This window comes from Microbacterium pseudoresistens (assembly GCF_013409745.1).
GTDB lineage: Bacteria > Actinomycetota > Actinomycetes > Actinomycetales > Microbacteriaceae > Microbacterium > Microbacterium pseudoresistens.
Genome location: NZ_JACCBH010000001.1, coordinates 55,494 through 79,601, shown reverse-complemented (window position 1 = coordinate 79,601; position 24,108 = coordinate 55,494). Strand labels below are relative to the sequence as shown.

At 71.8% G+C, this 24,108-nt stretch carries 22 protein-coding genes; 10 read left to right on the top strand and 12 right to left on the bottom strand.

Features of this window, described 5'->3' with window-relative positions; translation table 11 throughout:
* Together BKA02_RS00380 and BKA02_RS00375 are read left to right on the top strand one after the other, a co-directional pair.
* Positions 1-1,209, top strand: coding sequence for a hypothetical protein (locus tag BKA02_RS00380; RefSeq protein WP_179430233.1), 1,209 nt, complete (start codon positions 1-3; stop codon positions 1,207-1,209).
* A gap of 74 nt (positions 1,210-1,283) precedes the next feature.
* Positions 1,284-1,457: a DUF3117 domain-containing protein gene (locus BKA02_RS00375; RefSeq protein WP_179430231.1), complete on the top strand. Its 174-nt coding sequence runs from the start codon at positions 1,284-1,286 to the stop codon at positions 1,455-1,457.
* 58 nt (positions 1,458-1,515) lie between these two features.
* Here the strand turns inward: BKA02_RS00375 and BKA02_RS00370 are convergent, their stop codons facing one another.
* Complete coding sequence (locus BKA02_RS00370; RefSeq protein WP_179430229.1) at positions 1,516-2,163, bottom strand: O-methyltransferase; 648 nt, start codon at positions 2,161-2,163, stop codon at positions 1,516-1,518.
* Between the two features lie 110 nt (positions 2,164-2,273).
* Between BKA02_RS00370 and BKA02_RS00365 the strand changes: the two genes are divergently transcribed.
* Positions 2,274-2,645, top strand: coding sequence for a twin-arginine translocase TatA/TatE family subunit (locus BKA02_RS00365; RefSeq protein WP_179430227.1), 372 nt, complete (start codon positions 2,274-2,276; stop codon positions 2,643-2,645).
* Between the two features lie 2 nt (positions 2,646-2,647).
* Here the strand turns inward: BKA02_RS00365 and BKA02_RS00360 are convergent, their stop codons facing one another.
* From BKA02_RS00360 to BKA02_RS00350, 3 genes are read right to left on the bottom strand one after another with little or no spacing between them, the layout of a single operon-like run.
* Positions 2,648-3,814, bottom strand: coding sequence for a P-loop NTPase (locus tag BKA02_RS00360; RefSeq protein WP_179430225.1), 1,167 nt, complete (start codon positions 3,812-3,814; stop codon positions 2,648-2,650).
* Entirely contained in the window at positions 3,811-4,338 is a 528-nt protein-coding gene (locus BKA02_RS00355) for a DUF1003 domain-containing protein (protein ID WP_179430223.1), read from the bottom strand. The genes BKA02_RS00360 and BKA02_RS00355 overlap by 4 nt, the downstream gene beginning before the upstream one ends.
* Entirely contained in the window at positions 4,338-5,606 is a 1,269-nt protein-coding gene (locus BKA02_RS00350) for a magnesium transporter MgtE N-terminal domain-containing protein (RefSeq protein ID WP_179430221.1), read from the bottom strand. Before BKA02_RS00350 ends, BKA02_RS00355 begins: the two co-directional genes overlap by 1 nt.
* Positions 5,607-5,705: 99 nt before the next feature.
* Between BKA02_RS00350 and BKA02_RS00345 the strand changes: the two genes are divergently transcribed.
* Positions 5,706-6,602, top strand: a complete 897-nt coding sequence (locus BKA02_RS00345) for a YflT domain-containing protein (RefSeq protein WP_179430219.1) — start codon at positions 5,706-5,708, stop codon at positions 6,600-6,602.
* A 10-nt stretch (positions 6,603-6,612) separates the two neighbouring features.
* Positions 6,613-7,308: an alpha/beta hydrolase family protein gene (locus BKA02_RS00340; RefSeq protein WP_179430217.1), complete on the top strand. Its 696-nt coding sequence runs from the start codon at positions 6,613-6,615 to the stop codon at positions 7,306-7,308.
* A gap of 39 nt (positions 7,309-7,347) precedes the next feature.
* On the opposite strand, the gene BKA02_RS00335 is transcribed toward BKA02_RS00340, so the two are convergent.
* Genes BKA02_RS00335 through BKA02_RS00325 form a run of 3 tightly spaced genes read right to left on the bottom strand, consistent with a single transcriptional unit; the run spans position 7,348 to position 10,343 of the window.
* Positions 7,348-7,956 (bottom strand): YdcF family protein, encoded by a 609-nt coding sequence (locus BKA02_RS00335; protein ID WP_179430215.1) that lies wholly within the window; start codon positions 7,954-7,956, stop codon positions 7,348-7,350.
* The gene (locus tag BKA02_RS00330; RefSeq protein ID WP_179430213.1) at positions 7,953-8,855 is read right to left on the bottom strand and encodes a phosphotransferase; all 903 of its coding nucleotides are present in this window, start codon (positions 8,853-8,855) and stop codon (positions 7,953-7,955) included. Before BKA02_RS00330 ends, BKA02_RS00335 begins: the two co-directional genes overlap by 4 nt.
* Positions 8,856-8,864: 9 nt before the next feature.
* On the bottom strand, positions 8,865-10,343 hold the full coding sequence (locus tag BKA02_RS00325) for an aminopeptidase P family protein (RefSeq protein ID WP_179430211.1): 1,479 nt from the start codon (positions 10,341-10,343) through the stop codon (positions 8,865-8,867).
* A gap of 62 nt (positions 10,344-10,405) precedes the next feature.
* Here BKA02_RS00325 and BKA02_RS00320 point away from each other — a divergent pair, with 62 nt between their 5' ends.
* Positions 10,406-10,795 (top strand): DUF3054 domain-containing protein, encoded by a 390-nt coding sequence (locus BKA02_RS00320; RefSeq protein WP_179430209.1) that lies wholly within the window; start codon positions 10,406-10,408, stop codon positions 10,793-10,795.
* A gap of 42 nt (positions 10,796-10,837) precedes the next feature.
* On the opposite strand, the gene BKA02_RS00315 is transcribed toward BKA02_RS00320, so the two are convergent.
* Positions 10,838-11,863, bottom strand: coding sequence for an endonuclease/exonuclease/phosphatase family protein (locus BKA02_RS00315; protein WP_179430207.1), 1,026 nt, complete (start codon positions 11,861-11,863; stop codon positions 10,838-10,840).
* Positions 11,864-11,953: 90 nt separating this feature from the next.
* On the opposite strand from BKA02_RS00315, the gene BKA02_RS00310 reads away from it, so the two are divergent.
* Positions 11,954-12,841 carry a PHP domain-containing protein gene (locus tag BKA02_RS00310; protein WP_179430205.1) on the top strand — a complete coding sequence of 296 codons (888 nt, stop codon included), beginning with the start codon at positions 11,954-11,956 and terminating at the stop codon, positions 12,839-12,841.
* Positions 12,842-12,905: 64 nt separating this feature from the next.
* Here BKA02_RS00310 and BKA02_RS00305 read toward each other — a convergent pair whose 3' ends face one another.
* Positions 12,906-14,420 carry a DEAD/DEAH box helicase gene (locus tag BKA02_RS00305; RefSeq protein ID WP_179430203.1) on the bottom strand — a complete coding sequence of 505 codons (1,515 nt, stop codon included), beginning with the start codon at positions 14,418-14,420 and terminating at the stop codon, positions 12,906-12,908.
* A 191-nt stretch (positions 14,421-14,611) separates the two neighbouring features.
* On the opposite strand from BKA02_RS00305, the gene BKA02_RS00300 reads away from it, so the two are divergent.
* Positions 14,612-15,322, top strand: a complete 711-nt coding sequence (locus BKA02_RS00300; protein ID WP_179430201.1) for a ferritin-like fold-containing protein — start codon at positions 14,612-14,614, stop codon at positions 15,320-15,322.
* Positions 15,323-15,358: 36 nt separating this feature from the next.
* Here BKA02_RS00300 and BKA02_RS00295 read toward each other — a convergent pair whose 3' ends face one another.
* A complete protein-coding gene (locus BKA02_RS00295) occupies positions 15,359-15,646 on the bottom strand; it encodes a hypothetical protein (protein WP_179430199.1) in 288 nt (95 codons plus the stop codon).
* 6 nt (positions 15,647-15,652) lie between these two features.
* Positions 15,653-15,877: a DUF3107 family protein gene (locus tag BKA02_RS00290; RefSeq protein WP_179430197.1), complete on the bottom strand. Its 225-nt coding sequence runs from the start codon at positions 15,875-15,877 to the stop codon at positions 15,653-15,655.
* Positions 15,878-16,008: 131 nt separating this feature from the next.
* On the opposite strand from BKA02_RS00290, the gene BKA02_RS00285 reads away from it, so the two are divergent.
* Complete coding sequence (locus BKA02_RS00285; RefSeq protein WP_179430195.1) at positions 16,009-19,251, top strand: ATP-dependent helicase; 3,243 nt, start codon at positions 16,009-16,011, stop codon at positions 19,249-19,251.
* Positions 19,248-22,742 (top strand): ATP-dependent helicase, encoded by a 3,495-nt coding sequence (locus tag BKA02_RS00280; protein WP_179430193.1) that lies wholly within the window; start codon positions 19,248-19,250, stop codon positions 22,740-22,742. The genes BKA02_RS00285 and BKA02_RS00280 overlap by 4 nt, the downstream gene beginning before the upstream one ends.
* Here BKA02_RS00280 and BKA02_RS00275 read toward each other — a convergent pair.
* The gene (locus BKA02_RS00275; RefSeq protein ID WP_179430191.1) at positions 22,688-24,070 is read right to left on the bottom strand and encodes a phosphotransferase; all 1,383 of its coding nucleotides are present in this window, start codon (positions 24,068-24,070) and stop codon (positions 22,688-22,690) included. The two genes, BKA02_RS00280 and BKA02_RS00275, sit on opposite strands and share 55 nt — an antisense overlap.
* Between the last annotated feature and the right edge of the window lie 38 nt (positions 24,071-24,108).

The window sequence follows — 24,108 nt, the reverse complement described above, 5'->3', positions numbered from 1 at the left end:
ATGACACGCGCGCTCGTGCGGATGCCCCGCGCCCTGTCGATCGCGCTCGTGTACGTGACCGCACGGGCGGTCACGGCGCTGATGCTGGTCGCCGCGGCGTCGGCATCCACGGCGGGCTCGCGGTTCGGCGCCGCGGCGACGGTCGGGGATCTCTCGCTCGGATGGGACGCCCAGTGGTACTGGTACATCGCCGTGAACGGCTATCCGAGCACCCTGCCGACGACGGCGCAGGGCGTGGGGGAGAACGCCTGGGCGTTCATGCCGCTGTACGCCTGGGCATCGAACGCCGTGGGATCGCTCTTCGGCAGCTGGGGTGTGGGCGCCGTGATCGTGTCGCTGCTGTGCGGCTACCTCGCCTGCCTCGTGCTGTTCCGACTGCTCGCGCCGCGGACCGGCCGCATCGCGGCGTTCTGGGCGGTCGTCTTCTTCGCCGCCGGCCCTCTGGGCGCCCTTTTCCAAGTGGGCTATGCGGAATCGGCCTTCCTGCTGCTGCTCTTCCTCGGCCTCGACGCGCTCGTCCGACGCCGGTACGGGCTGCTCTACGCGATCATCCCCGTCATGGGGTTCGTGCGACCGGGAGTGCTCGCCTTCGCCCTGATGCTGGGGCTCGTCCTCGCGCTGCGCTGGTGGCGTCGCCGAACCGACCCGCTCTCGAGCCGGGAGATCGTTCACTTCTTCGCGCTGGGTGCACTCGCCGTCGCGGTCGGCTTCGCCTGGCAGGTCATCGCCGGGATCGTCACGGGCGATCCCGGGGCGTACCTGGAGACCGAGCTGGCGTGGCGGCGCAACTGGAGCACGGGTGAGACGACCGGGTTCCTGCCCTTCGAAGGCTGGGTCTCGGCCGCGCAGTTCTGGTTCGCCTTCTGGGGCCTGCCGCCGTGGCTGGGCGTGGTCGTGCTGGTGCTGCTCGTGGCCGGGTTCGGCGGGGTGCTCTTGCGCGGTCCGGGCGTGCGGCGGCTCGGGCCCGAGCTGCGACTGTGGTCGGCGAGTTACGCCCTGTACCTGCTGGCCGTGTTCTTCCCGCAGTCCTCCACGCTGCGCCTGCTGGTTCCGCTGAGCCCGCTCTGGGGAGCGGTGGCCGCGCCGCGGGGGAGCGCGCGTGCGACGCGGATGCTGCGCGTCGGCGTGCTCGCGCTCGGACTGGCTCTGCAGTGGCTCTGGATCTGGAACGTCTACGCCATGGGAGACACGTTCTGGCGGGTGCCCTGACACCGCCCGCGACGAGTGACCCCCGCGCCTCTATACAATGGTGGGGGAGACCACCGAGGAAAGGGAGCACCGCGATGGCAGCGATGAAGCCGAGGACCGGCGACGGACCCATGGAGGCCGTGAAGGAGGGGCGGCTGATCATCGTCCGTGTTCCCCTCGAGGGCGGCGGCCGACTGGTCGTCTCCGTGAACGACGCCGAGGCGAAGGAGCTTCACGACGTGCTGGGTGCCGTCGTCGACGCGGCCTGACACGCCGAATGAAGTACGAAGGGGCTGCGGTTCGCCGAACCGCAGCCCCTCCACACGTCTACGTTCCGTCGGAGGCGTCGGCGATGCTGGTCAGCTGCAGCAGACCCTCGCCGGTCGACGACAGTGCGACGAGCACCGCCGTCGACCGCTGGGTCTCCTGGATGAGGGAGCGGTACGCCGCCGTGACGGCGTCGCGCTGCACGGGGTCGGCCACCCGGCCTCCGGCGAGCACGCGGGGCACCAGCACGGTGCCGCCGGTGCGGACCAGGCGCAGACCGTGCTCGACGTACTCGATGACGTTCTCCGGATCGGCGTCGACGAGCACGATGTCGTAGGCGGCCTCGTTCATCCTCGGCAGCACATCGGCGGCGCGGCCGGTGATGAACCGCGCGCGCGTCGGAGCGATGCCCGCGTCGTGGAATGCCGTGCGGGCGGCGGCGAGGTGCTCGGGCTCGTTGTCGATCGAGGTGAGCACGGCCTTCGGTGCGCCGCGCAGCAGCCACAGACCCGAGACCCCGGCGCCCGTGCCGATCTCGACCATGCTCCTGGCTCCGGTCGCCGCGGCGAGCACGGCGCACTGCGCCCCGATGGCGGCGCTCAGCGGGGTGGCGCCGAGTTCGACGGCGTGCGCACGGGCGCGGGCGATCGCGTCGGGCTCGACGACGACCTCGCGCACGTAGCGTGCGTTGGCATCCTGCTCGCTCATGATCCTCTCCGGGTCTCTCCGCACGTGGGGGAGGGCGGGCGCGGGAGACGTTCTCCAGAGTAAGCGTTCGGAGTGCGCGAGAACGGCAGGCGCGGCGGTAGCCTTATGACATGTTCTTCGGCATCACCTTCGAGAAGCTGCTGCTGATCGGGGTGATCGCCGCTTTCATCATCGGCCCTGAGAAGCTGCCGCGCTATGCGGAGCAGTTCGCGCGCTTCGTGCGCAACGCGGGCGAGTACATGCGCGGCGCCAAGCAGCGCATGCGCGACGAGGTGGGCCCCGAGATCGACGAGCTCGACTGGCGCAAGCTCGACCCCCGCCAGTACGACCCGCGCCGGATTATCCGCGATGCCCTGATCGAGGAGGCACCGGCGAAGCCCGCGGTGAAGGCGCCGGCCGCGCTCGCGGCGAAGCCGGCATCCGCGCCGCCGAAGGAGTTCAGTGCCGAGGAGCCGCCGCCGTTCGATCCTGAGGCGACCTGACCTCAGCGCGGGGTGACCGACAACGAGCGCCCCGCCAATCCGCGGCCGCGGTGTTCCACGGCATCGGCGAGCGACTGGATCGCCCGTGATGCCGGGTCGTCGGGATGCGCGAGCACGACCGGATCGCCGTCGTCGCCCCCCACGCGCAGCGCGGAGCTGAGTGGGATCGAGGCGAGGACGGCGACCGGATCCGCGTCGGGCGCCGCGGCCGTGAGCGCCTCTGCCACAGCCGCGCCGCCGCCGGCGCCGAACAGGTTCAGCATCGTGCCATCGGGCATCGTCATTGCCGTCATGTTCTCCACGACCCCGATGATGCGCTGGCCCGTCTGCCGCGCCACCAGGCCGCTGCGGATGGCGACCTCGGCGGCCGCTTCCTGCGGGGTGGTCACGACGAGGACCTCGGCATGGGGGAGCAGCTGGCCCAGTGAGATGGCGATGTCGCCGGTCCCAGGGGGCATGTCGATGAGCAGGATGTCGAGGTCGCCGAAGTGCACATCGGTGAGGAACTGCTGCACCGTGCGATGCAGCATCGGGCCGCGCCAGGCGACGACGGCTTCTCCGTCGCGGAGGAACATCCCGATGGAGATCGTCTTCACGTCGAAGGCGATCGGCGGCAGCATGAGGTCGTCGATGCGGGTGGGCTGAGGGGCGCGGCCGTCGTGCACCATGCCGAGCAGCGCCGGGATCGAGAAGCCGTGCACATCGGCGTCGATCAGGCCGATGCGCAGTCCTCGGGCGGCGAGCGCGACGGCGAGGTTGGCGGTGACCGATGATTTGCCGACCCCGCCCTTGCCGCTGGTCACGGCGATCACGCGGGTGAGGGAGTCCGGGCCGAACGGCAGCGTGCGCGCGGCGCGTCCACCGCGCAGCCTCTCGGTGAGGGCACGGCGCTCCTCCGGGGTCATCACGCCCACCCGCACGTCGACGCCGGCGATGCCTGGTACGGATGCCGCGGCGGCGCGGACATCGTTCTCGATGCGGGTCGCAGCCGGGCATCCGACGATCGTCAGAGCGATGCCGACGCGGGCGACATGGCCGTCGGGCGAGTCGGTCACGGCGATCTCGCGGAGCATGTCGAGCTCGGCGAGCGGGCGACGCAGCTCCGGGTCGACGACGGCGCCCACGGCCCGCCGCACGGCCTCGGCCGAGGGCGCTTCGGCACTTGTCACGATTGCTCCGGCGCGTTCTGCTCGCGCGACTCCTCGTGCAGCTCCGACAGCGCGCTCTTGAGCTCGTGCCGCAGCGTCTCACGGGTGACGGCCTGGGCGTTGCTCTCCTCCAGGGCCATCCGCAGCGCCACGATCTCGCGAGCGAGGTACTCGGTGTCGGCGAGGTTGCGCTCGGAGCGCTGGCGATCCTGTTCGATCTGCACGCGGTCGCGGTCGTCCTGCCTGTTCTGCGCGAGCAGGATGAGCGGGGCGGCGTACGACGCCTGCAGCGAGAGCATGAGGGTGAGCGCGGTGAAGCCGTTGGCCGCGCTGTCGAAGCGCCACGACTCCGGCATCATCGTGTTCCATGCCAGCCAGAGCGCGCAGAAGACAGTGAGCAGCACGAGGAACATCGGGGTGCCCATGGCACGTGCCACCCACTCGGTGAAGCGCCCGAAGCGATCGCGGGAGTACGACGAGCGCGGCCGCACCGACCCTCCGCGACGGGGGGCGTCGAAGCCGGCCGCCGCGTTCTGCCGGGCCATCATCCTGCGGCCCCGACGGTGGGAAGATCCTCATCCGCGTCGTGCGAGCGCCAGTCCTCGGGCAACAGGTAGTCGAGCACGTCGTCGACGCTGATCGCCCCCACCAGGCGATGCGCCTGATCGACGACAGGCAGCGAGACGAGGTCGTAGCTGGCCAGCATGCGGGCGACTTCGGCGGCCGACGCGGTCACCGGCACGGGCTCGAGCGAGTCGTCGACGATGGCGCCCAGGCGCTCATGCGGCGGGTAGCGCAGCATGCGCTGGAAGTGAACGACGCCGAGAAGGCGCCCCGTGGGCGTCTCGAACGGGGGCAGCGTGAGGAACACGGCGGCCGCCAGGGCCGGGTGCAGCTCGTGGCGGCGGATGAGCGCGAGCGCCTCGGCGACGGTCGCATCCGCCGACAGCACGATCGGCTCGGGCGTCATCAGGCCGCCCGCGGTGTCGGGGCTATAGCGCAGCAGCATCCGCACATCCTGCGCCTCGTCGGGCTCCATGAGCCCGAGCAGCTGCTCCAGGCGCCCCTTGGGCAGCTGCGCGAGCAGGTCGGCGGCGTCGTCGGGCTCCATCTGATCGAGGATGTCGGCCGCGCGCTCGTCGCCGAGACGGTCGAGGATGTGCATCTGCTCGTCTTCCGGCATCTCTTCGAGCGCATCGGCGAGGCGCTCGTCGGGAAGCCCCTCGGCCACCTCGATACGGCGCTGCTGAGGCAGATCGAGCAGCGTGTTGGCGAGGTCGGCGGGGCGCAGCTCGGAGAAGGTCGCCACCAGCTGCTCGGCCGACTGCGCCTCTCCGGGACGCTGCTGCTCGCGCACCTCGTCCCACGCGGAGAACGTCGTCGGTCCTTTCGCGAACGGTGAGGCGCTCGTCTTGGGCTTGCGCAGGAAGAGCTGCCCGACCGACCATTCGCCGAGCCGGTTGGGCTCGATCGCGACGTCTTCGATGACCGCCGTCCCCGATCCATCGGTGAAGTCCACGCGTCGCCCGATCAGTTGCGCCATCACGCGCACCTCGCCGTTGCGCGGCTTGAAGCGGCGCACGTTCATCAGGCCGGTCGTGATGACCTGGCCCGTTCTGATCGAGGTGACCCGCCCGATCGACAGGAACACCTGGCGCCGGCCCGGGATCTCGCACACGAGACCGATCACGCGCGGCGCGGCGGTATTTCGATACACGACGACGACATCCCGGACTTTTCCGAGCCGGTCGCCTGCGGGGTCGAACACGGCGCACCCGGCCAGGCGCGCGACGAAAACCCGCTGTGTGCTCATGTACCCCAGCGTAGTGTCCGGCACCGGGGAGGACGCGGCGGATGTCGGCCCGCCCGCCGCGTCCGGCCGGCCCGGAGTCGTGCGTGGGACAATGGCATCATGAGCCTGATGAACCGTCCTGCCGGCGCCGACGAGATCGGTGAGACGATCGCGTCGATGCGCGAGTACGAGGCCGCGCAGAAGCTCGTGTCCACGCTCATCACGGCCGAGATCCCCGCGCGGGAGATCGCGATCGTCGGAATCGGCGTGCGCACGATCGAACGGGTCACGGGCCGTCTGGGCTACGCGGCCGCGGCGCGTTCCGGCGCGATCAACGGCGTGCTCATCGGTCTGCTGCTGGCGGCGTTCTTCGTGTTCGGCAACCCCGCGGCTCCGATTCAGACGTTCGTCGGTGTGCTCTTCGTCGGCGTCGCCGTCGGCATGATCATGAGCCTGGTCACATACGCGATCGTGCGTCGGCGCCGCGACTACGCGAGCGTCACACAGCTCTCCGCCGACCACTACGAGGTGACGGTGATGCCGAGCTCGCTGTCGAAGGCGCGTCAGGCGCTGGGCCGCACGGCGCCACCGCCGGCCGCGCGCCCGGTCCCCGCCGATGACGAGCCGCCCCGGTACGGTGAGCGTCTTCCCGCCGGATCGACGCAGGCAGCGGGCGCGCCGACACAGGCCAGGACCGATGGCGCGACAGCACAGGCTCGGACCGATGGTGCGACGGCACCGGCCGCGGCGTCGAGCGATACCGAACCGCCGCGCTACGGCGAGCGCGTGCCTGCGGCACCGCCGCCTCCGCCGACGATCCCGGCTGCGGAAGCGGCGGCGACGGCTCCTGCCGCCGACGTCTCCGAAGAGCCGGCGCGTGAAGAACCCGCGACGGGGAAGCCCTCGGCCGACGGGGGAACGGCTGACGCACCGTCGAGCGGTGACGCGTCGACAGGCGATGCATCGTCCGGCGCCGACGGGCCGCACGCCGACGGCGAGTCCTCCTCGCGCGCGTGAGCTCGGTCGCATGAAGTCTCCTGCGACCGACGAAGAGCTGCTGACTGTTCGCGTTCCGCTGCCGGCCGGCGCCGTCGAGGTGTCTGCTGTGTTCGGCGCGCCTTCCGGCGGCGACGCGTCCGCGTCCGTCGTCGCGGTCGCGCACGGCGCGGGGGCGCGCATGGATCATCCGTTCCTCGCGGGCTTCGCCGCCGCACTGCGCGCGGAGGGCTTCGCCACGCTCCGGTTCAACTTCCCCTATGCGGAAGCCGGGCGTCGCATGCCCGGGCCCGCGGCACACGCCGTGCTCGCCTGGCGGGCGGTGATCGAGTCGATCCGCGAGCGCAGTGCGGGGCGGGTGATCGCCTGCGGCAAGTCGTACGGCGGCCGGATGGCGTCGATGGCCGTGGCCGAGGGCATGCCCGTCGATGCGCTCGTGTACCTCGGCTACCCGCTGCATCCCCCCGGAAAGCCCGAGAAGCCGCGCGTAGAGCACCTCCCGGTCGTCGCGGTGCCGCAGCTGTTCGTCGAGGGCACCGACGACCCGTTCATCCAGCCGCTGTCGCAGTTCGAAGACGCGGTGGCGTCGTGCCAGGATGCCCGGATCGAATGGTTCGAGGGCGGCGGGCACTCGTTCGAGGTGAAGGGGGCAAAGCGCCCGCCCGCCGAGGTCGGCGCGTCTCTCGCGCCGACGGTCTCGTCCTTCATCCGCGACGTCGTCGGTTGAAGGCCGAGGGTGAATGGGCCGACGGAAGCGAGAGACTTCTCAGTCCCGCGATCTCAGGCGGAACCACAGCATCCGCAGGGCCGCGACGATCTTGATCGGAACGACCTCGCCGAGGCGGTGCTCTTCGCCGGCGACAAGGCGTGCGGCGAGGTCGGGGCGCAACCGGTGCAGATACTCGCGGCCGACGAGGGCGTGCGGCGCGTTGGAGACGATCTTGATCGCGTCGGCATCCTCGATGAGGGGGATCGCGTTGCGGATGTTCTGCCACGTCGACCGGCTCTCCGTTTCGAGCACGAGCGCTCCGGTGTAGCCGCACTCGTCGCGGGCGAAGCGTGCGAGGATCACGGCCTCCGGCTCCGGGCCCTCGACGGTGCCGCCGCACAGCACGAGGGTGCTCTCGGCAGCCGGATCGATCGAGCGGAGACCGGCCCGCACGCGGAAGCGATTGATGAGGTTCGCCCGCGGTCCGCGGTTGCCGTACCCGAGCACGACGACCGCCTCCCTCCGCAGCGCGTCGTGACGCCCTCGTGCGCCGGTGCCGAGCATCCGCCGGCTGCTGCGCGCATCGACCCACTCGGCCCAGGCGACGAGACCGACGGCCGCGACGACCGATGCCAGGCCGGCACGTGTGATTGCGCGGGGCCTCATGCCGTCAGCCTCCTCAACTCGGGATCGGTGAGCAGTCGGCCCATCGTGCGCAGTCCCAGCTGCGACATCGGCGGGTTCGTCTTGGCGTAATACCAGCCCAGCCCGAGCGCCTGCTGCAACGCCCACGCCGCGCCGCGACGCCACTCCCGGTCATCGGAGCCCAGGCGCGTGCGGAGCCGCCGGCGATCGCCCGCCTCGAACAGATGCCAGGCGGCGACCAGGTCGAGCGCCGGATCCGCAGGGCCGAATGCACCGCCGTCGAGGACGCCCGCCAGACGATGCCTGCCGGACTGTCCTGAGACGAGCAGATTGAACGGCGTCAGGTCGCGGTGCGACATCGCGTCGTGAGTCGGATCCGGCAGCGTGCGCAGCACCTCCCACAGCGCCCGCGCATGCCCGACGTCGAACAGGCCAGTGCTCTGTGCCAGACATTCGCCCACCCACTCGTCGTGGGTGGGCAGAGTGCCGCCGCGGCCGCGTCGGTCGAACACTCGGCCGCCGGTGTCGACTGCGCGCAATGCGACGATGAGATCGGCCAGATCGTCGGCGAGAAGAGGCTCGGGCCCGGTCCCTTCGGGATGCTCGCCCTCCACCCAGGTCTGCACCGACCACCATGAGGGGTACGCGTCGGACGGTGCGCCCACCGCGACGCCCCGAGGCGCGTTCACGGGGCATCGTGCCGCGAACGCGTTCAGCGCGTCGGCTTCTCGACGCACCGCATCCTCTTCGGCGGGCCGCAGCGGAAAGCGCGCGACGAGGTCGGCGCCGATGCGGAACAGCGCATTCTCCGTTCCCGTCGTGGACAAGGCGCGCACGTCGCGGAGCGACGTCCCGGGCAGCACCGACCGGATCAGTGCCGCGGCTGTCTCCTGATCGAGTGCGAGCTGGTCCGGGTGCACGGCGGGGGCTCAGCCCTGCAGCCGCGCCATCCACGCCTCGACGTCGTCGGCCGTGCGCGGAATGTCCGCCGAGAGGTTCACCGGTCCGTCGGCGGTCATGAGGATGTCGTCCTCGATGCGCACGCCGATGCCGCGCAATTCCTCGGGCACGGTGAGGTCGTCGATCTGGAAGTACAGTCCCGGCTCGATCGTGAACACCATGCCGGGCTCGAGGATGCCGTCGTAGTACATCTCGCGACGCGCCTGTGCGCAGTCGTGCACGTCGATCCCGAGGTGGTGACTCGTGCCGTGCACCATGTAGCGGCGGTGCTGGCCGCCCTTGTCGGCGTCCAACGCCTCCTCGGCGGTCACGGGCAGGATCCCCCATTCCGCGGTGCGCGTCGCGAGCACCCGCATCGCGGCCTCGTGCACCTCGCGGAACTTCACGCCGGGGCGTGCGGCGGAGAAAGCGGAGTCCGCGGCCTCGCGCACGGTCTCGTAGACGCGACGCTGCACTTCGGTGAACGTTCCCGACACGGGCAGGGTACGCGTGATGTCGGCGGTGTAGAGGCTGTCGGCCTCGGCGCCGGCGTCGATGAGGATGAGGTCGCCGGGGAGCACGGCGCCGTCGTTGCGGGTCCAGTGCAGGTAGCACGCGTGCGGTCCGGCCGCGGCGATGGTGTCGTACCCCTCCCAGTTGCCGTCGCTGCGGGCGCGCTGATGGAACACGCCTTCCACGATGCGCTCACCGCGCGGATGCGCGACGGCGCGCGGGAGATCGCGGATGATGTCGTCGAAACCCGCGGCCGTCACGGCCACGGCGCCGCGCATCTCGGCGATCTCGAACTCGTCCTTCACCAGGCGCAGCTCGGACACGAACCGGGTGAGGTCGTCATCCGCGCCGACGACGAGGTCGCCGTCCGTTGCGGCGAAATCGTCGAGGTGCGCCGTGGCGATCGCGAGATCGGCGGCGACGCCGGCCAGCGACGGGCGCGGGCCGATCCAGAACTCGCCGATCGTCGCATCCGAGTAGAACTCGCTCGTGGTGCGGTCGGCGCGCTCGCGGAAGTACAGGGTCACCTCGTGACTCTCGCCGTCGGCGTCGGACGAGGTCGGCTCGAACACGAGCATCGAATCGGGCTCGGCCTCGGTCGCCCATCCGGTGAGGTGCGCGAAGGCGGAGTGGGCGCGGAACGGATAGTCGGTGTCGTTGCTGCGCTGCTTGTACGATCCAGCCGGGATCACAAGGCGCTTACCGGGGAACGCGGCCGAGAGCTTCGCACGGCGCGCGGCAGCGTAGGGGGCCTGCGCACGAGCCGCCGGCAACGACTCCGGGCGCTCGGCCCACCCCTCCGAGATCGTGTCGAGGAACCCCTGCGGGAAGGGCTGGCGCCGGTTCGTGCTCGTCGTGGCGGGCTTGTCGGCTCCGGCCGTCTCGGCGGTCGACTCGGCGGCGGACTGCGGCTCGGCGGTGTCTGTGGCGATCGTGTCGCGTTCTCCCGTGCTCATCCTCCGATTGTCTCACCATCCGCTCTCCCGCGGCGGGGCGGAAGGGATAGGGTCGGGGCGACATGAGTGAAGACATCCGCCCCCGCCCTGCGGCGAGTCGCATCGCGCTCGCCTGCCTCCTCGACGCCGTGCTCGTGATCGTCTTCGCCACGATCGGCCGCGCCAGTCACGCGGAGGCGCTCGATCCGGCCGGTGTGCTGCAGACGGCATGGCCATTCCTCGCCGCACTCGCCGCCGGATGGCTCCTGTCGCTGGCCTGGCGCGCTCCGGCATCACCCGTTCGCACCGGTATCCCCGTCTGGGTCGTCACGGTCGCGGGCGGCATGCTGCTGCGACTGCTCTCCGGCGCCGGAGCGGCCTTGCCGTTCGTCATCGTCGCCACGCTGACGCTTCTGCTGCTGCTCGTGGGCTGGCGGCTCATCGCCGCGCTCATCGTCCGAATGCGCCGCTGAGTCGTTTCGACGGAATCGACCCGAGTCGGTCAGCCCGCACCCTCAGTCCGCGGGCTCGAGCTGCACGACGAGCGCGCGGTGATCGCTGCCGTCTCCGGATGCGGGGAGCACGCGCGACCCGGCCGCCCGCCACTGCGCCGTGGCCATGACATGGTCGATGGGGGCTCCGATGAGCTCGGGCATGTTCGTCGGCCACGTGCCGATCGCTCCTGCACTCGACCGCGAGGCGGCGTCCAGGCAGGCGCCCATGTCGCCTCCGTCGACGCCCAGCCCCGCCATGTGATCGAGGGTGGCGTTGAAGTCCCCGGCGAGGATCACATTCCCTCCGGGGCATTGATCCGCGATCCAGCGCAGATCGTCGCGCCAGCCGCCCATGTCGTCGGGCCGAGGGGCCACGGCGTGCACAGCCACCACCGTCGGTCCCTCGCCATCGACGGGCATGACCACGGCGCTGGGCACCGAGCTGGTGTTGCTCGATCCGTCGGCCGATGCCTCGATCACCGAGTAGTCGCCGAGCTCGGGGGAGATGAGGATCGTGGTCTGCCACGAGTCCGGCCCGCGCTCGACGTCGGGCCGGAACTGCACGTGGTGCACCCACATCGGGTGCCCCTGCTCGCGCAGCTGCAGCGCGATCTGCTCGCCGACCTGTTCATTCGTCTCGGGAAGGGTCACGATATCGGCGCCTTCGTCGAGGATCGTCCGGGCGATCTCGTCCGCCGTGACGGCCTCGCCCGACGTGTTCCACGACAGCACGCGCACGCTGCCCTCGCTCTTGTCGGGCAGTGCGCCGGCGTCGACTCCGCGCATCATCGACACGGCGATCGACGCCCCGGCGCCAAGCAGGGCCACGATCGCGATCGAGGCCGCGAACCCGCGCAGCGGCCGGGCGAAGAGCAGAAGCAGGGCGAGCACGAAGACGGCCAGGTAGCCGAGCACCAGCAGCCCTCGCGATGCCACGAGCTGAGTGACCGGGAAGGTCTGCTCGAGATGGAAGAACTGCGGCCACGTGACAATCGCCGTGCCGATCGCGAACAGCACGGTGACGAGTACTCCCAGCAGCCGAAACATCGCCCCCGAGCCTAGGCGAGCCGCCTGTGAGGGATCTGGCCCGGCGTGATGGACACGCCGGGAGCGTCGGGCTCGCTACGCTCGGGAGTCATGGACACCGTGGCGGGGAGTACGACGGCGCGGCGGCGCTTTCACGGGCCGAGCGATCTGCACCTGCACTCGAACCGTTCGGACGGCACGCAGACCCCGGCCGACGTCGTGCAGTCGGCTTTCGAGGCGGGTGTTCGCACCATGGCGCTGACCGATCACGACACGACGAGCGGATGGGATGAGGCGGCCGGCGCCACGCGCCGACTCGGGATGACGCTCATCCCCGGCATGGAGCTGTCCACGCGCGACGGCTGGCGAAGCGTGCACGTGCTGGCATATCTCTTCGATCCGGCCGATGACGCGCTCGGACGTGAGCTCGCCCGCATCCGCGACGACCGGGCCGGGCGCGCCGAACGGATCGTCCGCAGCATCTCTCGCGACCACGCGCTCAGCTGGGACGACGTGCTCGCGCAGACCACGGGGGATGCGACGATCGGCCGCCCGCACATCGCCGACGCGCTCGTCGCCCGCGGGATCGTCGCCGATCGGAGCGAGGCCTTCGACGGCATCCTGCACCCGAGGGCGGGATACTACGAGCCTCACTACGCGCCGGATCCGCGCGACGCCGTGCGGCTGGTGGTCGCCGCGGGCGGCGTGGCGGTGATCGCGCATCCCCTCACCTCCGGGCGAGCCAGCGGATCGGAGCGGCTGTTCACCGACCTCGTCGAGGCGGGCCTGGGCGGCGTCGAGATCGAGCACCGTGAGAACACCGCCGCGGGCAAGCGCCGGCTGCGCTCCTTCGCCGCCGAGCACGACCTCATCATCACCGGATCCAGCGATTACCACGGCACGGGCAAGCCCAACCTGCCGGGTGAGAACACGACCGACGACGAGATGGTGCAACGGATCATCGACCGCGGGCGGGGGAGCTCACCGGTCTACGGCTGAGCGACCCGGTGCGGCCGGGTTCGCGATGACCCTGTCTCCGCGAGGTTCAGCGCTTTCGCGAGGCTCAGGCTCCGGCGGGGGCCCCGGCCGCGCCTGACCCGTTGCCGCGACGGCGACGTCGGCGGCGGCGCTGAGGAGCCGACTTGCCGTCGTGGTGCTCGGCGCCCTGGCCGTCGTGCGTGCCGGCCCCGTCGGCATCCCGGTCGGCGGCGTTCTGCGCGTCGTCGGAAGAGCCCTTGTCGGATCCCTCGACGAAGCTCGCGCCGACGTGCTCGGCATCTTCCGCGCGGCGACGGCGGCGACGGCGGCGAGTCGTTCCTCCATCTCCCTGCTTCTCCGCGGCGTCGGCGGCCTTCTCCGGACGGCGGGTCTTGGTGCTCTGCGTCTTGGGAGCCGTGTTCAGCCGGCCCTTGGTGCCCTCGGGGATGTCGAGGTCGGTGTACAGGTGCGGGCTCGACGAGTAGGTCTCGATCGGCTCGGGCTGGCCGAAGTCGAGTGCGCGGTTGATGAGGGCCCACTTGTGCAGGTCCTCCCAGTCCACGAACGTCACGGCGATGCCCGTCTTGCCCGCACGGCCCGTGCGCCCCGCGCGGTGCAGGTAGGTCTTCTCATCGTCGGGGATGGTGTGGTTGATCACGTGCGTGACGTCGTCGACGTCGATGCCGCGGGCGGCGACGTCGGTGGCGACGAGCACGTCGCGCTTACCCGCCTTGAACGCGGCCATCGAGCGCTCGCGCTGCTCCTGGCCCATGTCGCCGTGCACGCCGCCGACGCTGAAACCGCGGTCGCCGAGCTCGTCCACCAGACGCTGCGCGGCGCGCTTGGTGCGGGTGAAGATCACGGTCTTGCCGCGGCCCTCGGCCTGCAGGATGCGCGAGATGACCTCGTCCTTGTCGAGCGAGTGCGCCCGGTACACGAGATGGCGGATGTTCGCCTGCGTGAGCCCCTCGTCGGGGTCGTTCGCGCGGATGTGGATCGGGCTCGACATGAAGCGGCGCGCGAGTGTGACGATCGGGCCGGGCATCGTCGCCGAGAACAGCTGCGTGTGGCGGATCGCGGGAACCTTGGCGAAGATCTTCTCGATGTCGGGGAGGAAGCCGAGATCGAGCATCTTGTCGGCCTCGTCGAGCACGACCTCTGTCGCGTGCGAGAGGTCGAGCAGACGCTGGCCGGCGAGGTCGATGAGGCGACCAGGGGTGCCGACGACGATCTGCGCGCCAGCCTTGAGCTGCTCGATCTGGCCCTCGTACGCCTTGCCTCCGTAGATGGCGACCACGCTGGTCGAGCGGCCTGAGGTGAGCAGGTCGATGTCTTCGTACACCTGCACAGCGAGCTCGCGGGTCGGCACGACGATGAGCGCCTTCACGCCGGGCTCCGGGTTCAGGCCGAGGCGCTGCACGACGGGGATGCCGAATCCGAAGGTCTTGCCGGTGCCGGTCTTGGCCTGGCCGATGATGTCCTGACCGGGAAGGCCCAGCGGGATCGTCTGCTCCTGGATGGGGAACGCGTCCACGATGCCCTTGGCCGCGAGGGCGTCGACGATGTCCTGATCGATGCCGAGTTCGGCGAAAGTCGTCACTGCAGTACTGCCTGTCCGGCGGCCCGTCGAGGATCGAGGGGCCCGCCTCGATGATGGATCCACGCCGTTTCTCCATGCACAGGCGCGGGGCCCCGATCCGATGCCGGAGCATCCCCAGCCTACCGGAGAGCCGTCCCCCAGCCGTTCCGGGATGCTCCGCGGCGCCCAGGCCTCCCGAGTAGGCTGAGCGGGTGGTGAGGTGGTTCTGGCAGCGCAAGAAGCCGTCGCGGACGTTCACGTTGCGCTCGCGCGGGGACGAGGGCGGTGCGACGCGCGTCGACTTCGCCGAGCTCGCCCCCGAACTCGACACCTTCCTCGGCCAGGCTGCGTACCTGCAGCTGGGATATTTCGAGACGCTGACCCGGCTCATCCGCGCGACGCCCGAGCTCGCCGAGAAGGAGGCGCTCTCGCGCGCCGCGGGGGCCGCGCTCGACAAGCATCGCGGCATCGTCGCGATCATCCGCGAGCGCTCCGGCGACCCCACCGACGTGATGCTGCCGTTCCGCGAACAGCTCGACGCGTTCCGCGGCAAGACGATCGGTGTGCGCCCGCGTGAGACGCTGCTCGCCGTGCATCTCACGTCGGGCATGCTCGACGACTTCTACTGCGCCCTGGCGTCGAGCTATGGAGACATCGGCGCCCGCGTCGTGGCGATCCTCGGCGCCGACGTGCAGCGCGACGAGATCGTCGACATCATCCAGGCGACGATCTCCAGCGACGAGGAGTGGCGATCCCTCCTGTCGATGTGGGGGCGCCGCCTCGTCGGCGACACGCTGCTCGTCGCACGCGCGGCGCTGCGCGAGAGCCGGCCGGGAGAGGACGACGAGCAGCTCGAGCCGGTCTTCGCCGAGCTCATGGGCGCCCACGCGCGCCGGATGGACGCGATGGGTCTGGCGTCCTGACGCGGAGCCCTCGTCTGGTCCTCTGCCGTTCCGGGCTCAGATGCCCAGCGACGCCCTGAGCCGTTCATCGGACCGGGCGCGCGCGGTGCTGACGGCGACCGCGACGACCACGCCGGCCACGATGCCGCCGCCGACCGAGATCAGCCAGAGCCATGCGTTGTCTTCGCCGAGGCCCGCCCACTGCCCGATCGCGTAGCCGGCCGCCGCGACCGCCGTCGATACGGCGGGCACGAGCGCGACCCCGCGCAGCTCACGGCCGCGCATGAGATAGTGCACCGCGACGCCGAGGGCGCACGCGGCGATGAGCGCCAGGAGGATGTACATCGCCGGTCAGGCCACGAAGCCCACGCGACGCGATTCCTCGGTGCCGAGTTCGACGTAGCCGAGGTTGGCGGTGGGGACGATGTACGAGTTGCCCTTGACGTCCGAGAACGTGACGTGGCTGGCGTTCTGGTCGAGTGCGGCGGTGACCTGGCTGCGCACCTCGTCGGCGCCGGTGCTGGTCTCGAAGCTCAGTTCGCGGCCGGTGTTGATGATGCCGATGCGGATTTCCACGCGTGCACTCCTTGCAGGTCGATGACTCCGGCAACTCTATCGCGGGCGGGTGACACGGAGACCGGGGCGCGGCCCCGAATGCGCCGCGTTCGCGGAGAGCGATGTCGGCCGCGGCGGATAGCGTGGACGACATGCCCGAAGACCTCCGACAGCGCGACGCCGTCCTGCTCCCCGTGGCGGCCTCGGGCACGGTGATCGGCGGCCCCGGCACGGGCAAGACCCATGCTCTCGTCGAACGAGTGGCCCGGCTGATCGGTGCGGGCCTCCCGCCCGATGAGCTGCTCGTGCTCACCCCCAGCAGGCAGGCAGCGACCGCGCTGCGGGATGTGCTGGGCGTCCGGATCGAGTCGGCCACTCCCGGGCCACTGGCGCGGTCGCTCGGATCCTTCGCGTTCCAGGTGGTCCGCGGCGCGATGGTGGCCGACGGGCAGGAGCCGCCCGCGCTGCTGACCGGCGCCGATCAGGACCGCCTGCTCGGCGATATCCTTGCCGGCGATGCGATCGACGAGGAGCACGGCGCATCGCGCTGGCCCGACGATCTCGCCGCTCCGGTCCGTTCGTCTCGCGTGTTCCGCTCCGAGCTGCGCGCCTTCCTCTCGGAGTGCACCGAGCTGGGCGTCTCGCCCGCCGAGCTGAGCCGATCCCCGCGCCCGGCATGGCAGGCGGTGGCCTCGTTCATCCGCGACTACCGCCGCGTTCTCGACGGAGCCCGCTCGACGCACCGCGACGCCGCCGATCTGCTCGCGGAGTCCGCCGCGATCCTGCGCTCGGCCGGCCCCGCGCGCCTCGGACCTCTCGGCCGGCTGCGGGCCGTGCTCGTCGACGATGCGCAGGAGCTCACGGCAGGCGGACTGGCCGTCGTCGCGGCACTGCGTGCACGCGGGGTCGCCGTCGTCGCCTATGGCGACCCCGACATCTCCTCCGGCGCGTTCCGTGGCGCGGCGCCGGAACTGTTCGCCCGCCTGGCCGCCATGTTGGGCGAGGTGCACGTGCTCGACGAACCGCACCGCCAGAACGCGGCCCTGACGGCGCTGACGCGCACCGTGACCCAGGCGATCGGCGCCGGAGGCAGGGTGGAGCACCGCCGCGCCCCGATGCTCGCGGCGGGGGCCTCCGGATCCGCCGCGGAGTCCGGCCCCGCAGACCCGCCGATCGCCGTCTGCCATGCCGGCTCGCCGCACGAGGAGATCGATCGCATCGCCGGCGCCCTGCGCGAATGGCACCTCGTGCACGGCGTGCCGTGGGACCGCATGGCCGTCATCGCCCACGACACGCGCCAGGTGACGCAGCTGGCGGTCGAGCTCGCGGCCCGAGAGGTGCCCACGCGCGCCGCCGGAGTGCAGAAGCCGCTGGGCGACGAGGGCGTGGTGCGCGAGATCCTCGGCATCGTGCGTCTCGCGCTGACGCCCCCCGCCGAACGGGAGCCGGATGCGCTCGCCGAGGCGCTGCGCACGCCGTTCGGCGGACTCGACGGCATCGGTCTGCGTCGGCTCAGGGCCCGGCTCCGGCATCGGCATCTCGCCGAGGGCGGTGCGCGCCCGGCCCGCGAGCTGCTGCGCGATGCGCTCGCCGAGCCTGCGCAGCTGACGCTCCTCGACACGGCGGAGGCGCGGACGGCGGATCGCTTCGGCACCACTCTTCGCGACGTCGCCGCGGCCGCGGCGCGGGGCGAGACGATCCACGACCTGCTCTGGCGGGTGTGGGACGCCTCGCGCGGGCCCGACGGGCGCCGGCTGGCGACGGTGTGGCGCGAGACGGCGGCGGGGCCCGGAGGCGCCCAGACGGGGCAGGCGCTCGATGCCCTCGTCGCCCTGTTCGACGCGGCCAAGCGCGCGGTCGAGCGCGCACCGGAGAACGGGCCCGAGATGTTCATCCACGACGTGCTCGACAGCGAGGTCCCGGAGGATTCGCTGTCGGCCCCGGAGCGCCCTGGGCTGGTGACGCTGCTGACCCCGGCCGGCGCGCTGGGGACGCAGTTCGACGCCGTCGTCGTGGCCGGGGTGCAGGACGGCGTGTGGCCGAACGTGCGGCTGCGCGGGAGCCTGCTCGAGACCTGGCGGCTCGCGGGAGCGATCGAGGCGGCGCGCGCGGGCGAGCCGGAGCACGAGCACGGCGCCGTCGATCGGCGACGAGCCGCCCTGCACGACGAGCTGCGGCTGTTCGTGCGTGCGATCTCGCGCACGCGAGAGCGGCTGCTGGTCACCGCCGTGGACGATGACGACCACACGCCGAGCCCGTTCTTCGCCTTCCTCCCCGATCCCGAGCCGCTCGATGAGGGGCGCCGCGCGCATCCGCTCACGCTGCGCGGACTCGTCGCCGGGCACCGCCGCGTGCTGACCGTGTCGACGGATCCGCAGCAGCGCGCCGAGGCGGCGGGGCAGCTCGCCATCCTGGCCCGAGAGGGGGTTCCCGGCGCTGCGCCGGAGCAGTGGTACGGGATGGTCGAGCCGAGTGGCGATGCGCCGCTGCGCGACCTCGCGCACAGGAGCGTGAAGGTCTCGCCGTCGAAGCTGGAGTCCTTCGAGGAGTGCGGGCTGAACTGGGCGGTCTCCGCCCTCGGCGGAGACACCGTGTTGCCGCCGTCGGCCGGGATCGGCACGATCGTTCACGAGGCTCTGGAGCGCGTCCCCGACGGCGACCTCGAGGCGATGCGGGCGATCGTGGCCGAGCGCTGGCCGGAGCTCGACTTCGAGGCGGAATGGGTCGGCCGCAAGGAGCGCCAGCGCGCCGACACACTGGTCGAGCGGCTGCACGGCTACCTCGCCGAGGTGGCGCACGAGGGCGGTCGTGTCATCGCGGCGGAGACGCCCTTCCGCTTCGCGGTCGACATCGATGAGGCGCGGACGCTGCCCGACGAGGAGGCTCAGGCGGGCGCGGCGATCGTCAGCGGGATCATCGACCGCGTCGAAGCGTACCCCCGCGGGAGCGGAGAGCACGCCGACGCGCGCGGGCAGACCTGGCGGACGATGCTCGACGCCCCGGACGCGGACGACGAGGGGGAGCGTGTGGTCGTCGTCGACCTGAAGACGGGAAAGCACGAGCCCGAGACCGAGGCTGCCGTGAGCGATCACGCCCAGCTCGCGGCGTACCAGATCGCCGTCGCGCTGGGGCTGATCGAGGGCGCGGACGCGGATCGGCTGGCCGGCGCGCGCCTGGTGCTCGTCTCGCGGACCACGAGCAAGAGCGAGTACCGCGTGGCCCACCAGCACACCCTCGACGCGGAGGCCAGGAGCGAGTTCCTGCGCCGGGTCGCCGAGGCCGGCCGCGGAATGGCGGCGAGCCCCTTCATCGCCCAGGTCGACACGCACTGCACCGACACTCCGCACTGGGTGCCGGCCTGCCGCATCCACACCGTCCCGGCGGCCAGCGCATGAGCCTCGTCGATGCGCAGACCGCCTCGTTCTGGGACGGGTCGCACGACATCTCCGCGACCGATATCGCGGCGGCCCTCGGCCAGCACCCGCCCACGACGGCGCAGCAGCGGGTGATCGAGGCGCCGCCGGGGCCCGCTCTCGTCGTCGCCGGCGCGGGAAGCGGAAAGACCGAGACGATGGCGGGCCGGGTGGTGTGGCTCGTCGCGAACGGGCATGTGGCGCGTGACGAGATCCTCGGGCTCACGTTCACGCGCAAGGCCGCGGGCGAACTGGCCGAGCGGATCGGCGCACGTCTCGCCCTCATCGACGAGTTCGACCGCCGGGGCCTTCTTCCGCACCTGTCCGCGATCATCGCCGACGGCGCGCTCGCGCGGGTGGATGCGGCTGCCGCCGGCGCCCCGCGCACCCTCGTGCGCACCCGAGTGCTCGATGAACTCGCCGCGCGCCTGGGCACCGGATGGACACCGGGCACGCCGCGCAGCGCGGACGAACTGCTCCGCCGCCCGCGGGTGTCCACCTACAACGCCTTCGCCGACGGCATCGTGCGCGAGCACGCGGCCCGGATTGGACGCGACCCGGAGATGGCGATGCTCAGCCAGTCCGCCTCGTGGCTGATCGCCCGCGCCGTGGTGCTCCGGGCGGATCTGCCGGGTCTGGAAGAGATCGACCGCTCGTTCGGCGGGGTGGTCGACGCCGTGCAGCGCCTGGCGGCCGACGTGCTCGATCACCGGGTCGACCTCGACGCCATGGTGCGGCTGACCACCGCCCAGGCCGACGCCTTCGAGCCGTACCGCACGAGTGCGCCGGTCGAGACCGCCGCGACGAATCTGCTCACCATGCCCGTGCTCGTCGAACTGGTGCGCGAGTACATCGCCGAGAAGGACCGCCGGGGAGTGCTCGATTTCGCCGACCAGGTCTCGGGCGCCTTCGACATCGTCGAGTCAGCCCCGTCGGTGCGTGCCGAGCTGCGCGAGCAGCACCGCGTCGTGCTGCTCGACGAGTACCAGGACACCTCCGTGATCCAGACCCGGTTCCTCGCGGCGCTGTTCGGCGGTGCCGACGCGGACGGCCGCAGCGTGATGGCGGTGGGGGACCCGCACCAGTCGATCTACGGATGGCGCGGCGCGAGCGCCGACAACCTCTATGCGTTCCGTCGCGTGTTCTCGGACGGCGACCTCGATGCGGTGCGCATGTTCAGCCTGATGACGAGCTGGCGCAACGACCGGCGCATCCTCGACGCCGCCAACCGCGTGCTCGTCCCGCTGCATCGCCCCGGCCTGGACGTGCCGGAGCTGGAGCCGCGTCCCGGCGCCGCCGACGGCCGGGTGGGTGTGCGCTTCCCGCTCACTGTCGACGACGAGGCCGAACAGGTCGCCGACTGGTTCGCGGGGGTCCGCGCAGCGCACGAGTCCGGTCCGGATCCGGCCGACCCGCACACCGGGGCGATCCTGTTCCGCGCGAAGAAGCACATGCAGACCTTCGCGGCGGCCCTGGCGCGCCGCGGCGTGCCCCACCGCATCCTGGGATTGGGCGGACTGCTCTCGACTCCCGAGGTCGTCGACGTCGTCTCGACGCTGCGCGTCATCCACGACCCGACCGCGGGATCCGCGCTCATCCGGCTGCTCGTCGGCCCGCGCTTCGCGGTGGGGCTCGGCGACATGGCAGCGCTGTACGACCTCGCCGTCGCGCTGTCCGAACGGGACGGCGCCTTCGCGCCGCTGCCCGACGAGGTGCGTGCGCGAGTGCGCTCGTCGCGCGGCGCGGACGAGGCCGTGTCGATCATCGACGCCGTCGACGTGGTGCGCGCCGTGCGCGACGACTACCGGATCGTCGAGGCGATCAGCCCCGAGGGGCGCGCGCGCATCCGCGACGCGGGAGAGATGCTGGAGCGCCTTCGACGAGCCGCGGGTCAGCCCATTCCCGATCTGCTCCGACTCATCGAGTCGGAGCTGCGCCTGGACATCGAGCTCGCCGTGAACGAGACGCGCGGCTCCGCCCGGGTCGCTGCCACCCAGCTGCGCGCGTTCGGCGACGAGGTGCGTGCCTTCCTCTCCGCCGACGAGCGAGGCACGGTCGGCAGCCTGCTGGCCTGGCTCGACAAGGCGGAGAGCACCGACGAGCTCATGCCGCGCCCCGAGCCGCCCGAGCCCGGAGTCGTGCAGCTGCTCACGATCCACGGCTCGAAAGGGCTGGAATGGGATGCGGTGGCGGTCGTCCGGCTCGTGGAGGACGAACTGCCTGGCCGGGCGAGCGACACTGCCGGCTGGTTCGGGTTCGGCGTCGTGCCCTTCCCGCTGCGCGGCGACCGGGACGCGCTGCCGCGCTTCGACTGGGACCCGGAGGCGGCGATGGCCGCCGCCGGCGAAAACCCGGCGAAACGGGCCAAGGCTGCCCGCGACGCGCTCGCGGCGGGCAAGACGAAAGCGCACCCGGCGGGCGGCGCCCTCACCCGGTTCCGCGACGACTATCGCGACTATCAGCGCCAGGAGGAGCGTCGCCTCGCCTACGTCGCCATCACCCGCGCCCGCAACGATCTGTTGCTCTCCGGTGCGCACTGGGCCGGGCAGAAGAAGCCGCGCGTGCCCAGCCCCTACCTGCGCGACGCCATCGAAGCGTGGGGTCTGAATCCGATCGCCGACGTGGATCCTCACGAGAATCCGTACGAGGGCACCGCGCTGACCCGCTCCTGGCCGATGGATCCGCTCGGCGCGCGACGGTCTCGCGTGCTCTCGGCCGCCGACGCGGTGCGCGCGGCGCAGGGCCGGGCGCCCGCGGATCCGTCGCCCGAACTGGTGTGTCTCCTCGCCGAGCGGGAGTCGCGGCGTCGCGGACAAGCGCTCGACGCGCCCACGCGCGTGCCGGCCTCGCGCTTCAAGGACTACGTGACCGACTTCACGGGCACGGTGCGCTCGCTCGCGCGCCCCATGCCCGAGCGTCCGTACCGCCAGACCCGGCTGGGCACGCTGTTTCACGCGTGGGTGGAGCACCGGTCCGGTCTGATCGGTGCGGGGGGATCGACCGACGACGCGCTGTGGGAGCTCGACGACGACCCGTCCGCCGACGAGGTCTCGGCGCACGACGCCGCCGACCTCGACCGGCTCCGCGCGATCTTCGAACGATCGGAATGGGCGTCGCTGCAACCGATCGCCGTGGAGACCGAGATCGACTTCGCCCTTCCCGGTGACGACGGGGCCGGTCGCATCGTGATCTGCAAGCTCGATGCGGTGTACCGACGGGCCGATCGCGACGGGCGGATCGAGATCGTCGACTGGAAGACCGGGCGTCCCCCGGCGACGGCCGCCGAACGCGAGGAACGGATGCTGCAGCTCGCGCTGTACCGGCTCGCGTACCACCGTCGCCACGGCGTGCCGATGGATGAGATCGACGTCGCGCTCTACTACGTCGCCGACGACCTCGTCATCCGCGACGAGCGCGGCTACTCGGAGGAGGAACTGCTCCAGCGCTGGAACGCCGCGCGCGCGGCGCGCTGAGCCTCTTCCGCGTCGGCGGCATGATCGTGCTCGCCCCCGGCGGGAGCGGTCGTCGACGGCTCGTCGGGCGCGCCGTCGGACCCGGGACGGGGCAGATCGATCGGGCCGGTGGCATCCGGGTCCTCCCAGGCTTCGGCATCGCCGAGCGCGCTCTCGCTCTCGGCGCCGTCGTCGACGGTGCTGCGCGGCCCGAACACCGCGGTGTCCTCGGACTCGGCGTCGCCGGCGTCGCCGACCCCGAGCCCGGCGAACGAGCGCGGGTCGTATGCATCCGTCTGCATCGACGTGTCGATCTCGCCGGTCGCCGCGGCGGGCACGCTCTGCAGCGCGGTCATCGCCTCGTCGACGCCCGTGCTGCGCGGGCGGCGCGAGACGAGGTCGTCGTCGAGGCTGTCGGCGAGCGCATCCAGCAGCTGGGCGGCGTCGTCGACCACGTCGCTCTGCCGGGTGTCGGCGCCATGCAGCAGCCAGCGCGCGAACTCGAGCTCGGCGAGCAGCCGGGACCGGGTGGGCAGGGCGGTATCGGGCGAGCGCAGCGCGGCTGCCGAGTACGCGGCGTGCACGTCGTCTGCGGCGTCGGGGGCCGAGGCCAGCCAGGCGAGGTCGACGGCAGGATCGCCGATGCACAGGCCGTACCAGCCGATCAGTCCGCTCACCTCGGGGCCGCGCTGCGGATCGTCGACGTAGAGGAACGACGATGCCTGGGCGCCCCCGAGCGTCACCGTCGACTCGAACCGCCACAGGTCGTCGGACGCGACCGCTTCGCGCCAGCGCACGGTGAGCCGCGCCGACACGCGCCCCGTCGTCGCCGCGCGGTCGACGAGTGCGCGGATCTCTTCCCGCACCTGCGCGGGGGAGCGCTCCGGAAGCCCTGCGGCGCGCACCACGGATGCGGGCAGCGCATGGATCGCGGCGATCGCGGCCCCGGCGGCCGTGGCGACTCCGCGCCCCGCGGGGATGTCGGCGGCCTCGACGAGGAATCCGGGTACGAGCGTGGTCACGAGCGCACGCGGCTCGCTCTGGCCCGATGGCTCTCCGCCGCGGAGGCCGAGGACGGCGGCGCCCAGGGCCTCAGGCACCTCGAACGGCAGCATCTCGCGGGCTCCGGCGGTGAGAGCCCGCAGCGCGAGCGACTCGGCGGACAGCTCCGAAGCCGTCTCATCGTCGCCGGCCACGCGGATCACGAGCTCGCGCCCGTCGGCCAGGGTGGCCACGGCGGAGTCGAAACGGCCGTCTCCGGAGGAGGTGAGTGCGCGAGCGCCGACGACCTCGGCTCCGGGCACGGCCGCCGTCACCGCCGCGGCTAGAGTGAAGGGTGAGCGAGCCATGTGACCAGGGTAGGTCGGCCTCCGGTCAGGCCGTGCCG

What these genes read in the sequence shown, in the direction of transcription:
- BKA02_RS00380 (WP_179430233.1), top strand. Translation starts at nt 1, where the DNA reads ATGACACGCGCGCTCGTGCGGATGCCCCGCGCCCTGTCGATCGCGCTC.
- BKA02_RS00375 (WP_179430231.1), top strand. Translation starts at nt 1,284, where the DNA reads ATGGCAGCGATGAAGCCGAGGACCGGCGACGGACCCATGGAGGCCGTG.
- BKA02_RS00370 (WP_179430229.1), bottom strand. Translation starts at nt 2,163, where the DNA reads ATGAGCGAGCAGGATGCCAACGCACGCTACGTGCGCGAGGTCGTCGTC.
- BKA02_RS00365 (WP_179430227.1), top strand. Translation starts at nt 2,274, where the DNA reads ATGTTCTTCGGCATCACCTTCGAGAAGCTGCTGCTGATCGGGGTGATC.
- BKA02_RS00355 (WP_179430223.1), bottom strand. Translation starts at nt 4,338, where the DNA reads ATGGCCCGGCAGAACGCGGCGGCCGGCTTCGACGCCCCCCGTCGCGGA.
- BKA02_RS00350 (WP_179430221.1), bottom strand. Translation starts at nt 5,606, where the DNA reads ATGAGCACACAGCGGGTTTTCGTCGCGCGCCTGGCCGGGTGCGCCGTG.
- BKA02_RS00345 (WP_179430219.1), top strand. Translation starts at nt 5,706, where the DNA reads ATGAGCCTGATGAACCGTCCTGCCGGCGCCGACGAGATCGGTGAGACG.
- BKA02_RS00340 (WP_179430217.1), top strand. Translation starts at nt 6,613, where the DNA reads ATGAAGTCTCCTGCGACCGACGAAGAGCTGCTGACTGTTCGCGTTCCG.
- BKA02_RS00335 (WP_179430215.1), bottom strand. Translation starts at nt 7,956, where the DNA reads ATGAGGCCCCGCGCAATCACACGTGCCGGCCTGGCATCGGTCGTCGCG.
- BKA02_RS00325 (WP_179430211.1), bottom strand. Translation starts at nt 10,343, where the DNA reads ATGAGCACGGGAGAACGCGACACGATCGCCACAGACACCGCCGAGCCG.
- BKA02_RS00320 (WP_179430209.1), top strand. Translation starts at nt 10,406, where the DNA reads ATGAGTGAAGACATCCGCCCCCGCCCTGCGGCGAGTCGCATCGCGCTC.
- BKA02_RS00315 (WP_179430207.1), bottom strand. Translation starts at nt 11,863, where the DNA reads ATGTTTCGGCTGCTGGGAGTACTCGTCACCGTGCTGTTCGCGATCGGC.
- BKA02_RS00310 (WP_179430205.1), top strand. Translation starts at nt 11,954, where the DNA reads ATGGACACCGTGGCGGGGAGTACGACGGCGCGGCGGCGCTTTCACGGG.
- BKA02_RS00295 (WP_179430199.1), bottom strand. Translation starts at nt 15,646, where the DNA reads ATGTACATCCTCCTGGCGCTCATCGCCGCGTGCGCCCTCGGCGTCGCG.
- BKA02_RS00285 (WP_179430195.1), top strand. Translation starts at nt 16,009, where the DNA reads ATGCCCGAAGACCTCCGACAGCGCGACGCCGTCCTGCTCCCCGTGGCG.
- BKA02_RS00280 (WP_179430193.1), top strand. Translation starts at nt 19,248, where the DNA reads ATGAGCCTCGTCGATGCGCAGACCGCCTCGTTCTGGGACGGGTCGCAC.
- BKA02_RS00275 (WP_179430191.1), bottom strand. Translation starts at nt 24,070, where the DNA reads ATGGCTCGCTCACCCTTCACTCTAGCCGCGGCGGTGACGGCGGCCGTG.